We start from the raw sequence: 12,655 nt of genomic DNA, 5'->3' as shown, positions 1-12,655 counted from the left end.
GTACGTCGGCGGCAGCGTCAGTTGGGTATAAGAGACATCGCCCCGGCCGTGCGGTGGTTCGTCCTGCCCGTGCGCTGGTCCGCCCCGGTCGTGCGGTGGTCCGCCCCGGCGGGCTCAGCCGGCGGTGGTGAGGGCCGCGGCCCAGGCCGCGTCCGCTGCCGCCAGGGCGGCGTCGGCGCCGGCGCCGGTGGCGGCTGCGAGGGCGGTGAGGGTGGCGTGGACGGTGGTGAGGGCGGCGGCGCGGCCGTAGTGGTTGACCCGCAGCATCTCCTCGGCCAGGGCGCCGCCGCCGGCCTGGACCGGGAGGCCGGCGTCGCGGCGCAGCAGGTCGGCGGCGAGTCCGGTGGCGGACAGGCCGGCCGGGGTGCGCAGGGTGGTGGCGACCGGTGCGGCGTGCGCGTCGTCCGGGACGAACGGCGTGAGGGTGCCGAGCGCCCGCACGCCCGCCCGGGTGGCGGCGGCGGCCGCGCGGTGGCGGGCGATCACGGCGGGCAGGCCGTCGGCCGCGATCCGGTCCAGGCAGGCGCCGAGCGCCAGCATCTCCAGCTGGGCAGGCGCGTGCGGCAGGACGGTGCGCCCGGCGTCCGTCCAGCGCTCCTTCCAGTCCAGCAGCGAGAGGTAGGACCGGCGCGGGGCGGCGGGGTTGGCGGCGATCCGCTCCCAGGCCCGCCCGGAGACCGAGACGGCCGAGACGCCGGCCGGTCCGCCCATGGCCTTCTGCCCGCCGATCACGCAGAGGTCGACGCCCCAGGCGTCGGTGAGCAGCGGTTCGGCGGCCACCGAGGCGACCGCGTCCAGCATCAGCAGCGCGCCGTGCTCGCGCACCACGGCGCCGATCTCCGCGACCGGGTTGGTGTTGCCGGTGGCGGCCTCGGCGTGCACCAGGGAGACGAAGTCGATCCCGGGGTTCGCGGCCAGGGCCTCGGCCACCTGCCCGGCGCTCACCGCGGTGTCGAACGGCACGGCGAGGTCGACGACCTTCGCGCCGCAGGAGCGCAGCCAGTTGCCGAAGGTCTGGCCGTAGGGGCCGGTGACGACGTTGAGCGCGGTCGAGCCCGGGTGCGCGGCGCCGCGGATCGCGGCCTCCAGCGGCAGCAGCGCCTCGCCCTGGGTGACGACGACGTCGGCGGTGGTGTGCAGCAGCGCGGCGACCTTGTCCTCGATCACCGCGAACTCGGCGGCGGTGAGCGGGGGCAGGTCGAGGAAGGGGCTCACGGTCGCGGGGGCCTTTCGGGAGAGGACGAGGGGGCTCGGCGGGAACGAGTCTGCCCCATGCGAACCGCTTGCGGGCAACCGCGCCGTCGGTAGAGTGCGGCCATGAGCGAAGGCACGGTGCTGCACGTCCGGGGTCGGGTGCTGGTCGGTCCGGAGGACGTCCGGGACGAACTCTGGGTGGTGGCGGGCCGGGTGACGTTCTCCCGCCCCGCCGCGGCGGGGGCCGGCTCCGCGGACGTCCGGACGGTGGACGGCTGGGTGCTGCCGGGCCTGGTGGACGCGCACTGCCACGTCGGTCTGGACGCGCACGGGGCCGTCGACGCCGCCACCAGCGAGAAGCAGGCGATCACCGACCGTGACGCCGGCACCCTGCTGATCCGGGACGCCGGCTCCGCGGCCGACACCCGCTGGATCGACGACCGCGAGGACCTGCCCCGGATCGTCCGGGCGGGCCGCCACATCGCCCGCACCCGCCGCTACATCCGCAACTACGCGCACGAGATCGAGCCCGGCGACCTGGCCGCCTACGTGCGCGCCGAGGCCCGCCGCGGCGACGGCTGGGTCAAGCTGGTCGGCGACTGGATCGACCGCGAGCGCGGCGACCTCGCCGCCTGCTGGCCCGGCGACGCGCTCGCCGAGGCGATCGCGGCGGCGCACGAGGAGGGCGCGCGGGTCACCGCGCACTGCTTCGCGGCGGAGTCGCTGCCGGACCTGCTGGCCGCCGGGATCGACTGCGTCGAGCACGCCACCGGCCTGACCGAGGAGCTGATCCCGGCCTTCGCCGAGCGCGGGGTGGCGATCGTCCCGACCCTCGTCAACATCGCGACCTTCCCGGACCTGGCGGCCGGCGGCGAGGGCAAGTTCCCGGCCTGGGCCGCCCACATGCGCCGGCTGCACGCGCGCCGGTACGACACCGTCGGCGCGGCGCACGACGCGGGCATCCCGGTCTACGTCGGGACGGACGCGGGCGGCTCGCTGGCCCACGGCCTGGTGGCGGAGGAGGTCGCGGAGCTGGTCAAGGCCGGGCTGAGCCCCGCCGAGGCGCTCTCGGCGGCCACCTGGGGAGCGCGCGCCTGGCTGGGGCGCCCGGGGCTGGAGGAGGGCGCCCCGGCGGACTTCGTGGTGTACGCGCAGGACCCGCGCGCCGACGTCCGGGTGCTGGCCGATCCGCGGCTGGTGGTGCTGCGCGGGCGCCCGGTGGCGTGAGGGCCCGGTCCTGGCCCCGGCCCCGGCCCGCCCCCGGCTGGGACCGGGGAGCGGCCGGCGGAGGCCGTCCGGTGCGATCGTCTCGGTGACCGGGCTGTCCGTGTAGGCCGATAGGGTTACGCCCATGGCACCGCGTCCACTGAACGAGATCGTCGAGCCCGGGTGGGCCGCCGCGCTGGAGCCGGTCGCCGGCCGGGTCGCGGCGATGGGCGACTTCCTCCGCACCGAACTGGCGGCCGGCCGCACCTATCTGCCCTCCGGGCCGAACGTGCTGCGCGCCTTCCAGCAGCCCTTCGCCGACGTGCGGGTGCTGATCGTCGGTCAGGATCCGTACCCGACGCCCGGCCACGCCGTCGGCCTGAGCTTCTCGGTGGCGGCCGCCGTCCGGCCGATCCCGGCGAGTCTGATCAACATCTTCCAGGAGTACGGCAGCGACCTCGGCCTCCCGCAGCCGTCCAACGGCGATCTCACGCCGTGGACGCAGCAGGGCGTGCTGCTGCTGAACCGCGCCCTCACCACCGCCCCGCGCAAGCCCGCCGCGCATCGCGGCAAGGGCTGGGAGGAGGTCACCGAGCAGGCGATCCGCGCCCTGGTGGCCCGCGGCGGCCCGCTGGTGGCGGTCCTCTGGGGCCGTGACGCGCGCAATCTGCGGCCGCTGCTGGGCGAGGTCCCGGCGATCGAGTCGGCGCACCCGAGCCCCTACTCGGCGAGCGGCGGCTTCTTCGGCTCGCGCCCGTTCAGCCGGGCGAACGAGCTGCTGGCCCGGCAGGGGGCGCAGCCGGTGGACTGGCGACTGCCCTAGCAGACCCGGGTCAGCGCCGGGCGTCAACGTCACCCCAACGGGTGAAATGACTCTCTGTATGACTCATGTGACGGATCGTTTGAGAAGACTGGCGGCTCATCCATTTCAGCCGTGGGGGTACCGCCATGTCTTCTCGACGAATCGTTTCCGCAGGCACTGTGGCCCTGGCCTGCGGTGTTCTCACCGTGCTCACCGCTCCGCCCGCCCCGGCCACCGGCCCCGCGTCGTCGGCAACCGGGTCCGCGCCGCTGGCCCGGCCCGGCAAGGCGCGCGCCGTCACCGCCGAACTCGACCTGGACGTCAGGCTGTTGGACAACTCGGTGGTCGTCCCGGTCGAGGTCTCGCTCAACAAGGCCGAGTCCCCGGCGCAGTTGGACGGCACCGTGCTCACCGCCGTCGTCGACGGCGTCGGCCGCTCCGGCCCGGTCACCCTGGTCAAGGCCGATGTCGGCCGCTCCGTGACCAGGGCCGATGCCGAGGGGGCCGCGGCCTCCGTCACCCTCGCCCGGGCCGATGTGCACGCGCCCGGTCTGCCGGGGACCACCCTGCTCGGCCTGGAGGCGCTCAGTGCCAGTGCGACCTGTCCGGTCGACGGGCAGCCGGCCGCCGAGGTGACCGCGCCGGCCGGGATCACCGTTCTCGGCAAGCCGGTCACCGTCGGCCTGTACGGTCCGACCAAGGTGGACGTACCGCTGGTCGGCAGCGTGTCGGTGGAGTTCTCCAGGAAGACCACCACCTCGACGACCGCCGCCGCCTCGGCCCTGGAGGTCCAGGTCTCGGTGGACCCGCTCGACCTCAACGTGGCCAAGGTGACCGGCACCGTCACGGTCGCCTCGGTGAGCTGCGAGAAGCCGGTCGCTGCCGGGCGGACGCCGACCCCGACCCCGACCCAGACCCAGACCCGGACCCCGGGCCAGGGCGCGGCGCAGACCCCGGCCGGTCGGCCCGCCGCGGACACCACCCCGTCGGCCGCCGCCGTCCCCCCGGCCGCCACCGGCACCTCCTCCCGCCGGCCGGCCGCCGCCACCGCCCCGGCGGCCACGCCCGACAACCTCGCGGCCACCGGCGGGAACGGCGCCACCGCGCCGCTCGCCGCGGGTGCCGCCGCCCTGGTCGCCGCGGGCGCCTGCGTGCTCCGGGTCACCCGCCGCCGCCGGGCTGCCGCCCCGGCCCACGCCCGGCGGCCCTGAGTCCGGGCCGGTCCCGAGTCCGGCCCGGTCCGGGAGCGGGGCCGGCTCCGGGTCCCCAGGGGTGCGGGAGTGCCACCTGCGGCACTCTCGCACCGTGACCGTGCCAATGCGGACGGTTGGTTCACATGGGCGTTACATGAGAGGAACAACCGGGAAACGGCGGCTTGCAACGCTACGCGGGCACCCACCACCCAGTTTGCGAGGTACACCGCCGTGGCAATCAAGGCCGAGTACATCTGGATCGACGGCACCAAGCCGACCGCCAAGCTCCGCTCCAAGACTCGCGTCCTGCCGAACGCGGACAAGATCCCCACCTGGGGCTTCGACGGTTCCTCGACCAGCCAGGCCGAGGGCCACGCCTCCGACCGCGTGCTGGAGCCGGTGCGCGTCGTCAAGGACCCGATCCGCGGCGGCGACCACATCCTCGTCCTGTGCGAGGTCAACGAGACCGACGGCACCCCGCACGAGTCCAACACCCGTGCCCTGCTGCGCTCCGTCGCCGAGCAGTACGAGGCGCAGGAGTCGATCTTCGGCATCGAGCAGGAGTACACCTTCTTCAAGGGCTCCCGCCCGCTCGGCTTCCCCGAGGGCGGCTTCCCGGCCCCGCAGGGCGGCTACTACTGCGGCGTCGGCGCCGAGGAGGTCTTCGGCCGCGAGATCGTCGAGCTGCACCTCGACCGCTGCATCGACGCCGGCCTCGCCATCTGCGGCATCAACGCCGAGGTCATGCCCGGCCAGTGGGAGTTCCAGATCGGCCCGGTCGACGCCCTGACCGTCTCCGACGACATGTGGATCGCCCGCTACCTGCTCTACCGCACCGCCGAGGAGTTCGGCATCGACGCCACCCTCGACGCCAAGCCGGCCCGTGGCGACTGGAACGGCGCGGGTGCCCACACCAACTTCTCCACCAAGGCGATGCGCGAGGGCTACGACGCGATCATCACCGCCTGCGAGTCGCTCGGCGCCTCCCAGGAGAAGGTGCTGGAGCACGTCACCCAGTACGGCGCCGACATCGAGTCCCGCCTGACCGGCAAGCACGAGACCGCCCCGTGGAACGTCTACTCCTACGGCGTGTCCAACCGCGGCGCCTCGGTCCGCATCCCGTGGCAGGTCGAGGTGGAGCAGAAGGGCTACATCGAGGACCGCCGCCCGAACGCGAACGTCGACCCCTACGTCGTCACCCGCCTGCTGATCAACACCTGCTGCGCCGCCCTGGAGAAGGCCGGCCAGGTCTGATCCCGCCCCACCCGGCAGCACCGCACAGCGGTACCGCGCACGCCCGCAGGGCCTCCCCACCTCACCGGGGAGGCCCTGCGGGCGTCGTGCCCGGGGCACGGGGCGGTGCGGGTGTCGGCGGGTGGTGCGGCGGGCGGTGCAGGGCCGGGGCGGGGGCCCTTGATCGGCGTCGGCCGGGGGCCGATAATCGGGCGCATGACAGCTGCCTCCCCCTGCCTCGTGCGACGCCTGCACGTGGATCTGGCGCGTGTCTGCACGGCCTCCTGTCGCCGGTGAGCGGTCCCCTCGTCTCCCCCTGAGCGGTTCCCGGCACCGGAGTGTGTGTTCATGGCCCTGACCTTCCACTGGTTCCTGCCCACCAACGGCGACAGCCGGCACGTCGTCGGAGGCGGGCACGGGTCGACGCCCGGCACGGCCGGGTCCGACCGGCCGCCGTCGATCGCCTACCTCGGGCAGATCGCCCGCAGCGCCGAGCAGTTGGGATTCGAGGGGGTGCTGACGCCGACCGGGGCGTGGTGCGAGGACGCCTGGCTGACGACGGCGATGCTCACCCAGGTGACCGAGCGGCTGAAGTACCTGGTGGCGTTCCGGCCCGGGCAGATCTCGCCGACGCTGGCGGCGCAGATGGCGGCGACCTACCAGCGGCAGTCCGGCGGGCGGCTGCTGCTCAACGTGGTGACCGGCGGCGAGTCGGCGGAGCAGCGCGCCTACGGGGACTTCCTGGACAAGGACGCGCGGTACGCCCGGACCGGGGAGTTTCTCTCGGTCGTGCGGCGGCTCTGGGCGGGGGAGACCGTGGACCACGACGGCCCGCACCTGAGGGTCGAGCGTGCGGTGCTGAACCGGCTGCCGGACCCGGTGCCGGCGGTGTACTTCGGCGGGTCGTCCCCGGCCGCGGGTGAGGTCGCCGCCCGGTACGCGGACGTCTACCTCACCTGGGGAGAACCGCCCGCGCAGGTGCGGGAGAAGATCACCTGGATCCGTGAGCTCGCGGCGCTGCGGGGGCGGACGGTGCGGTTCGGGATCCGGCTGCACGTGATCAGCCGGGACACCTCGGCGCAGGCGTGGGCGGAGACCGAGCGGCTGCTGGCGGGGATGGACCCGGCACGGATCCGGGAGACCCAGCGGGCGCTGGGCGCCAGCGAGTCGGTGGGTCAGCGGCGGATGCTCGCGCTGCACGGCGGGTCGGCGGAGCGGCTGGAGGTGCACCCCGGGCTGTGGGCGGGCGTCGGTCTGCTGCGGGGCGGGGCCGGGACGGCGCTCGTGGGCAGCCACCGGGAGGTGGCCGACCTCGTCACCGAGTACCACGACCTGGGCATCGACGAGTTCGTGCTCAGTGGGATGCCGCACCTGGAGGAGGCGTACTGGTTCGGGGAGGGCGTGCTGCCGCTGCTCGCCGCCCGGGGCCTGTGGCAACGGCCGGCGTAGGCCGGCGGCGGTCGGTGCCCGGAGCCGGAGGCGGTGGGGCCGGGTGACCCGTCCGGCGGGTCACGACTCGCCCAGGACCATCCACTTCTCCGGCTTCGTGATCGGCTCGAACCCCGCCTTCGCGTAGACGCCGTGGGCGTCGGCGGTGGCGAGCAGGATGCGGCGCAGGCCGTGCGGGGCGAGGTGGTCCCGGATGCCGGCGGCCAGGGCGGTGCCCAGACCCCGGCCCCGGGCGGCGGGCGCAATGTAGACGTCGCACAGCCAGGCGAAGGTGGCGTAGTCGGTGACCACCCGGGCGTAGCCGAGCTGCTCGCCCGAACCGCTCCCGTAGACGCCGAAGTTGAGCGAGCCCGCGATGGCGAGGTCCTGCTTCTCCCGGCTGCGGCCGCGCGCCCAGTAGGCGTCCTCCGACAGCCATCGGTGGATCAGCGCTGGGTCGAGGCGCGCGGGGTCCGTGGAGATCTCGTAGCCGTCCGGCAGGTCCGTGGTCATGGCCGGATCCAAGCAGAGGACCCGGCCCTCCCACCAGCGGTTTATCGCAGGGCGCCGACGACCGCGGTGGCGACCTCCTGCGGCAGGGCGTGCCAGTTGGTGACGACCGGCTTGTCGACGTTGGTCGGGCCGACCGGGAGGCTGACCGGGTCGGGGTCCGGGCTGCCGATGCCCACGATGACGTCGGTGAACTCGACGGCCTGGTTGTCCTTGGTGGTCTTCGTCACGACCCCCGCGTAGGCGGTGGTCGAGCCGTTCAGCCGGATCGGCCGGCCGGTGCCCTGCTCGGCCTTGGCGGCCTCGATGCCGCCGGAGCCGAAGGCGATGACGGGGTGGTGGGCGGGCAGCGCACAGGTGACGCCGGGCTTGGCCTTGGCGGTGATCAGGAGGTAACCGCCCGCCTGGGACTCGGCCTTGGCGGTCAGTACGAGGTCCTTGGCGCCGCAGGTGTCCGAGGCCTGCGCCGCACCCGAAGGCTTGGCGGTGGCGGTGGCGGTGGCGGTGGCGGTGGCGGTGGCGGTGGCGGTGGCGGTGGCGGTGGCCGGGGTGCCGGTGGCGGAGGGGGCGGCCGGGGTGGTGGGCCTGGCGGTGGTGGCGGTCGCGGCCGGGCCCGACGCGGCGGCGGAGTCGCTGTTCTCCGGCCCGCACGCGGTGGCGGTGACGGCGAGGGCCGCGACGGCGACGGCGGTGAGAGCGAGACGGCGTGAGCGCATGCGGTTCCCCCGGAGTGCTGGCCGCCGGTGGCGTTCACCGGCGCACGACGACCGTACGGCGTGATCGTTCACGGGCGGGTGCGGGAAATATCCCGATCCTGTTCCAGCGGGCGGCGCCCCGAGGTTGGCCCCGTTCGTCCGGGTGGACGACGAACTGGGGCCGCAGGACACCGAGTGGATAGCGGCCCACCACCCCGGCCCGGCGGCCACCCTCGGGATCAACCCGCGGATCGGGCTGCGGGACGAGGACTTCGCCACCCTCCGGGAGTGGGCGCGGACCGAACTGGACGGGTAGGGAACCGGTTTCCGGTCCGGCGGGTCTCATGGCCACCAGGTGGAGTCCGAGGAGGCGACCGGGATGGGCAGGGAGCAGGAGTTCGGCGGCGCGGCGGGCGGGGGCGTGGACGGCGCGGCGGACGGTGCCGGGGAGCGCCGGCAGGTCTGGGTGGCCCGCTGGGCGGTGGTGGCGGTGGCCGGGATCGTGCTGGCGGTGGTGCTGGTGACCTCGGGGGAGGGCGGCGCCCGGCCGGCCCCGGTCGGCCTCACACCGGTGCCGGCTCCCGTGAGCACCACCGCCGCGGGCACCACCGCCGGGAGCCCCGCGCCCTCGCCGGTGCCCGTGGCGGCGACGGCCGCGCCGCCGCGCCGCGCGGTGGTGCCCGGCGCGACCCCCGCCGACCCCGGCCCCGCCGCCGTCGTGGGCGACCACTACCCGGTCGACTGGGACACCCACTGCGGCATCGCCCACCTGCGGTTCGCCGGGCGGATGTGGCGGACGGACCGGCCGCCGGTGGTGCCGCACGACCTGCCCGGGGCGCTGGGCCCGACCTCGTGGCCCCTCGTGCTGCCCGGCTACGCGACCCTCACCGCTGCCGGCCGGCTGCGCTTCGACGCCCCGGGGTACCTCGCCGAGCCGGTGCTGTTCGAGCCGTCCACCCTGCCGAGGATCTGCGAGTAGCGCGGGTGCGGGCGGGCTTCCGTGACGCGGGCCCGTGACGGGGGCTGCCGCGGCGGGGCTCGCGGGAGCCGGGGCGCGGTGGCCCCGTCCGTGCCCGGGTCGGGCCCGGACGGGCGGGCCCGTCAGCCGTGGAGGGCGGTCGCGAGGGCGGCCAGGAAGCGGTCCGTGGTGGCCTCGTCCCGGACGGCGATGCGCAGCCAGTCGGGCCCGAGGCCGGGGAAGGTGTCGCCCCTGCGGACGGCGAACCCCAGCGCGCGCAGGCGCGTCCGGACGGCGTCCGCGTCCGGCAGTTCGACCAGCACGAAGGAGGCCGCCGGTTCGCCGTGCACCCGGACGCCCGGGAAGGCGGCCAGGCCCTTGGCCAGGCGGTCGCGCCGGTAGGCGAGTTCGAGCGCGGCCTGTTCGGCCTCGGCGAGCGCCGCCGGGGCGGAGCAGGCCTCGGCGGCCACCAGCGCCGGGGTGGAGACCGGCCAGAGCGGCTGGGCGGCGGCCAGCCCGGCGATCAGCGGTGCGGGGCCGAGGACGTAGCCGATCCGCAGGCCGGCCAGGCCCCAGGTCTTGGTGAGGCTGCGCAGGACGACGACCCGGCCCGGCAGGTCCCGCGCGGACGCGAGCGACTCGCTCTCGCCGGGCACGGTGTCCATGAACGCCTCGTCGATCACCAGCGTGCGGCCGGGCCGGGCCAGGGCGGCGACGGCGGTGGCCGGGTGGAGGACGGAGGTCGGGTTGGTGGGATTGCCCAGCACCACCAGGTCGGCCTCCCGGGGCACCGCGTCCGGGGTCAGCCGGAAGCCCTCGCCGGGGGTGAGCAGGACCCGGTGCACCGGGTGCCCGGCGTCCCGAAGCGCAGCCTCGGGTTCGGTGAACTGCGGGTGCACGACGGCGATGTGACGTGGTGTCAGGGCTCGGGCGAGCAGCACGAAGGCCTCGGCGGCGCCGGAGGTGAGCAGCACCTCGTCCACCGGGCGCCGGTGCCGCCGGGCGACCGCGGCGCGGGCGGCGGAGCCGTCGGGGTAGGCGGCGAGGTCGGCGAGAGTGGCGGCGAGGCGTTCGCGCAGCCACTCCGGAGGTGTGCCGGTGCGGACGTTGACCGCGAGGTCGACCAGGCCGGCGCCGTCGGCGCGGACCTCGGCGTCACCGTGGTGGCGCAGGTCTGGTTCGGCGGGGGAGCCGGCCGGGGTGGCGGGGTCGGGGGTCACGGCTGCTCTCCTGCGTTCTGCGTGCGCCGGGTGTTCCGGGGGCGCGGTGTGTTCGGCGGATCCTGCGTGTTCGGCGGACTCTGCGCGCTCGGCGGACTCTGCGCGCTACGCGGAGCCTCTGTGCTTCGCGGACCCTCGGTGCTCCGTGGATCCCGCGTGGTCGGCGGACCGTGGCCCGCCCCGGTGGCGCGGGCCACCGCCACCGTCGCCGCCGACGACTTCCGTTTGGCGACGACGAGCTCCGCACGCCCGTGGGCCGTGCACGCCCCTGCGGCACCGGCCGAAGCGGCCGTGCCCCCCGAGGCCGCCTCCGTCAGCGCCGCCGCCTCCGCCACGCTGAGCGTCCCGACCGCGTCGCCGACGGCACCGGACGGGTTGGGCACCGGCACGGCGGCCAGTGCCCCGGCCGGGTGCTCCACCACCGGCACGCCGAGCGCCGCCGCGACCGCGCGGACGGCCGGGTGGCCGCCCTTGCCGGCGAGCGTCGCGAGCGCGCCGACGCTGCCGGCCGGCAGCCCCGCCCCGGTGAGCGCCCGCCGGACCAGCGCCAGCAGTTCCGTCTCCGTCGCGCAGGCGCGCACGCCCACCCCGACGACGAGCCGCGGCGACGGCCGGGCCCCCGCGGCCGGGCCGGTCCCGACGGGCGCACGGCACGCCACCGGCGCGGCGGCGGCCGCCCCGGCGCACCCGCCGTCACCCGAACCGCCCAGCGCGCCGGATCCGTCCGGTGCGCCGCGGTCCGAACCGTTCCCGTCCGGACCTCTCACGCCCTGCTCACGCCCTGCCCACGTCCGTTCCTCCACGTCACCCGCCCGACACCTGCCCGCAGGGCTGGGGGTCACCGGCCCCGGCCGGCGGTCACCCGGGGCGGCCGAAACCCGTCGGTCCGCCCCCGCTCGACCACCGGCCGGAACGCCCAGGTCAGGGCGGTTTCCGGCCACCGGCGGCTGCCGGAATCCCACCACGGCCGTCACGGACGGGTCAATCGTGGTGCCCGTGACCCGTTCCCGACAGCACTCCTCGGCCTGCGATCGCTGTTCGCCTTTTCTTCATGTCGCCGCCGAGGCCCCCGCCACCGCGGCGCTCCTACTGTTTGCGGCGCTCCGAAACCGCCGGTTCCCTCGCCGGCGGTCCTCTCCCCACCCGGCAGTTCACAGGCGCCCGGGCCGCCTCTCCGCCCCGGCCGCCGTTCCCGACACCCGGAGGACACCATGCACGAAACCCCGGACACTGTTGACATGAGCGCCACGACCCCCGTCGCCGGGGACGCCGCCCCGCGCCGCCCCCGTCGCCGCACCCTCACCGCCTCCGCGGCCGGCCTCGGCCTGGTCGCCGGCTCGCTCGGCCTCTGGGCCGCCACCGGCACCACCGCGCAGGCCGCCGCGCTGCCGGCCCCCGACCACGTGGTCGTCGTCGTGCTGGAGAACCACGCCTACACCCAGATCATCGGCAGCTCCAGCGCGCCGTACATCAACAACACCCTCAAGGCCGGCGGTGCGAACCTCACCCAGTCCTTCGGGCTCACCCACCCCAGCGAGCCCAACTACTACCAGCTGTTCTCCGGCTCCAACCAGGGCCGCACCGACGACAGCTGCGTGCCGGTCGGCTCGATCGGCGCCGCGAACCTCGGCTCCGAGCTGATCGCCGCCGGCAAGACCTGGGGCAGCTACAACGAGGGCCTCCCGAGCCAGGGCTCGACCGTCTGCTCCAGCGGCAAGTACGCCCAGAAGCACAACCCGTGGTTCGGCTTCAACAACGTGCCGACCAACACCGCGTTCACCATGACGCAGTTCCCGACCAACTTCGCGAACCTGCCGAAGGTCTCCTTCGTCGTCCCGGACCTGTGCAACGACATGCACGACTGCTCGGTCTCCACCGGCGACACCTGGGTCCAGAACAAGCTCGGCGCCTACGCGGCCTGGGCCAAGAACAACAACAGCATCCTCGTCCTCACCTTCGACGAGGACAACCGGCTCTCCGGCAACCGGATCCCCACCATCTTCTACGGGGCCCACGTCACCCCGGGCTCCTCCACCGCCACCACCTACAACCACTACAACGTGCTGCGCACCCTGGAGGACCTCGCGGGCCTGACCACCCACGCGGGCAACGCCGCCACCGCCGCCACCATCACCGGCATCTGGAACTGACGCCCGTGTACGTCGCGGACTCCCGCAGCTCCAAGGCCCCCGCCGCCCCGGCCACCCGGCCGGGGC

The 12,655-nt window shown here is 75.3% G+C and carries 13 protein-coding genes; 8 read left to right on the top strand and 5 right to left on the bottom strand.

Annotated features, from left to right (window positions below; genetic code table 11):
• Positions 1-114: 114 nt before the first annotated feature.
• Positions 115-1,215 (bottom strand): pyridoxal-phosphate-dependent aminotransferase family protein, encoded by a 1,101-nt coding sequence (locus tag ACFCX4_RS27870; protein WP_376147971.1) that lies wholly within the window; start codon positions 1,213-1,215, stop codon positions 115-117.
• Between the two features lie 102 nt (positions 1,216-1,317).
• Here ACFCX4_RS27870 and ACFCX4_RS27865 point away from each other — a divergent pair, with 102 nt between their 5' ends.
• From ACFCX4_RS27865 to ACFCX4_RS27845, 5 genes are all read left to right on the top strand, one after another.
• Complete coding sequence (locus ACFCX4_RS27865; protein ID WP_376147968.1) at positions 1,318-2,421, top strand: amidohydrolase family protein; 1,104 nt, start codon at positions 1,318-1,320, stop codon at positions 2,419-2,421.
• Between the two features lie 124 nt (positions 2,422-2,545).
• Positions 2,546-3,223, top strand: a complete 678-nt coding sequence (locus ACFCX4_RS27860) for a uracil-DNA glycosylase (protein ID WP_376147965.1) — start codon at positions 2,546-2,548, stop codon at positions 3,221-3,223.
• Positions 3,224-3,348: 125 nt separating this feature from the next.
• On the top strand, positions 3,349-4,413 hold the full coding sequence (locus ACFCX4_RS27855) for an SCO1860 family LAETG-anchored protein (protein WP_376147962.1): 1,065 nt from the start codon (positions 3,349-3,351) through the stop codon (positions 4,411-4,413).
• 213 nt (positions 4,414-4,626) lie between these two features.
• Positions 4,627-5,649, top strand: coding sequence for a glutamine synthetase GlnII (gene glnII, locus ACFCX4_RS27850; RefSeq protein ID WP_376147959.1), 1,023 nt, complete (start codon positions 4,627-4,629; stop codon positions 5,647-5,649).
• Between the two features lie 327 nt (positions 5,650-5,976).
• Complete coding sequence (locus ACFCX4_RS27845; protein WP_376147957.1) at positions 5,977-7,077, top strand: LLM class flavin-dependent oxidoreductase; 1,101 nt, start codon at positions 5,977-5,979, stop codon at positions 7,075-7,077.
• A 60-nt stretch (positions 7,078-7,137) separates the two neighbouring features.
• On the opposite strand, the gene ACFCX4_RS27840 is transcribed toward ACFCX4_RS27845, so the two are convergent.
• Both ACFCX4_RS27840 and ACFCX4_RS27835 read right to left on the bottom strand, forming a co-directional pair.
• The gene (locus ACFCX4_RS27840) at positions 7,138-7,569 is read right to left on the bottom strand and encodes a GNAT family N-acetyltransferase (RefSeq protein WP_376147954.1); all 432 of its coding nucleotides are present in this window, start codon (positions 7,567-7,569) and stop codon (positions 7,138-7,140) included.
• 41 nt (positions 7,570-7,610) lie between these two features.
• A complete protein-coding gene (locus ACFCX4_RS27835) occupies positions 7,611-8,282 on the bottom strand; it encodes a hypothetical protein (protein WP_376147951.1) in 672 nt (223 codons plus the stop codon).
• Between the two features lie 142 nt (positions 8,283-8,424).
• Here ACFCX4_RS27835 and ACFCX4_RS27830 point away from each other — a divergent pair, with 142 nt between their 5' ends.
• Together ACFCX4_RS27830 and ACFCX4_RS27825 are read left to right on the top strand one after the other, a co-directional pair.
• On the top strand, positions 8,425-8,577 hold the full coding sequence (locus ACFCX4_RS27830) for a hypothetical protein (RefSeq protein ID WP_376147948.1): 153 nt from the start codon (positions 8,425-8,427) through the stop codon (positions 8,575-8,577).
• Positions 8,578-8,640: 63 nt separating this feature from the next.
• Positions 8,641-9,240: a hypothetical protein gene (locus ACFCX4_RS27825; RefSeq protein WP_376147945.1), complete on the top strand. Its 600-nt coding sequence runs from the start codon at positions 8,641-8,643 to the stop codon at positions 9,238-9,240.
• Positions 9,241-9,362: 122 nt separating this feature from the next.
• Here the strand turns inward: ACFCX4_RS27825 and cobC are convergent, their stop codons facing one another.
• Together cobC and ACFCX4_RS27815 are read right to left on the bottom strand one after the other, a co-directional pair.
• Positions 9,363-10,439, bottom strand: a complete 1,077-nt coding sequence (cobC, locus tag ACFCX4_RS27820; protein ID WP_376147942.1) for an Rv2231c family pyridoxal phosphate-dependent protein CobC — start codon at positions 10,437-10,439, stop codon at positions 9,363-9,365.
• A complete protein-coding gene (locus ACFCX4_RS27815) occupies positions 10,436-11,026 on the bottom strand; it encodes a cobalamin biosynthesis protein (protein ID WP_376147939.1) in 591 nt (196 codons plus the stop codon). Before ACFCX4_RS27815 ends, cobC begins: the two co-directional genes overlap by 4 nt.
• A gap of 651 nt (positions 11,027-11,677) precedes the next feature.
• On the opposite strand from ACFCX4_RS27815, the gene ACFCX4_RS27810 reads away from it, so the two are divergent.
• Positions 11,678-12,589 (top strand): alkaline phosphatase family protein, encoded by a 912-nt coding sequence (locus tag ACFCX4_RS27810; protein WP_376147936.1) that lies wholly within the window; start codon positions 11,678-11,680, stop codon positions 12,587-12,589.
• Positions 12,590-12,655 lie beyond the last annotated feature (66 nt).

The sequence above is a fragment of the Kitasatospora sp. NPDC056327 genome (genome assembly GCF_042261735.1).
In the GTDB taxonomy this organism is placed as follows: Bacteria; Actinomycetota; Actinomycetes; order Streptomycetales; family Streptomycetaceae; genus Kitasatospora.
The sequence above is the reverse complement of the archived record's forward strand: the minus strand, read 5'-3'. Positions and strand labels throughout refer to the sequence as shown.

Coding starts and splice junctions, on each gene's coding strand:
- ACFCX4_RS27855 (WP_376147962.1), top strand. CDS start 3,349: ATGTCTTCTCGACGAATCGTTTCCGCAGGCACTGTGGCCCTGGCCTGC.
- ACFCX4_RS27840 (WP_376147954.1), bottom strand. CDS start 7,569: ATGACCACGGACCTGCCGGACGGCTACGAGATCTCCACGGACCCCGCG.
- ACFCX4_RS27845 (WP_376147957.1), top strand. CDS start 5,977: ATGGCCCTGACCTTCCACTGGTTCCTGCCCACCAACGGCGACAGCCGG.
- ACFCX4_RS27865 (WP_376147968.1), top strand. CDS start 1,318: ATGAGCGAAGGCACGGTGCTGCACGTCCGGGGTCGGGTGCTGGTCGGT.
- ACFCX4_RS27825 (WP_376147945.1), top strand. CDS start 8,641: ATGGGCAGGGAGCAGGAGTTCGGCGGCGCGGCGGGCGGGGGCGTGGAC.
- ACFCX4_RS27810 (WP_376147936.1), top strand. CDS start 11,678: ATGAGCGCCACGACCCCCGTCGCCGGGGACGCCGCCCCGCGCCGCCCC.
- ACFCX4_RS27860 (WP_376147965.1), top strand. CDS start 2,546: ATGGCACCGCGTCCACTGAACGAGATCGTCGAGCCCGGGTGGGCCGCC.
- ACFCX4_RS27835 (WP_376147951.1), bottom strand. CDS start 8,282: ATGCGCTCACGCCGTCTCGCTCTCACCGCCGTCGCCGTCGCGGCCCTC.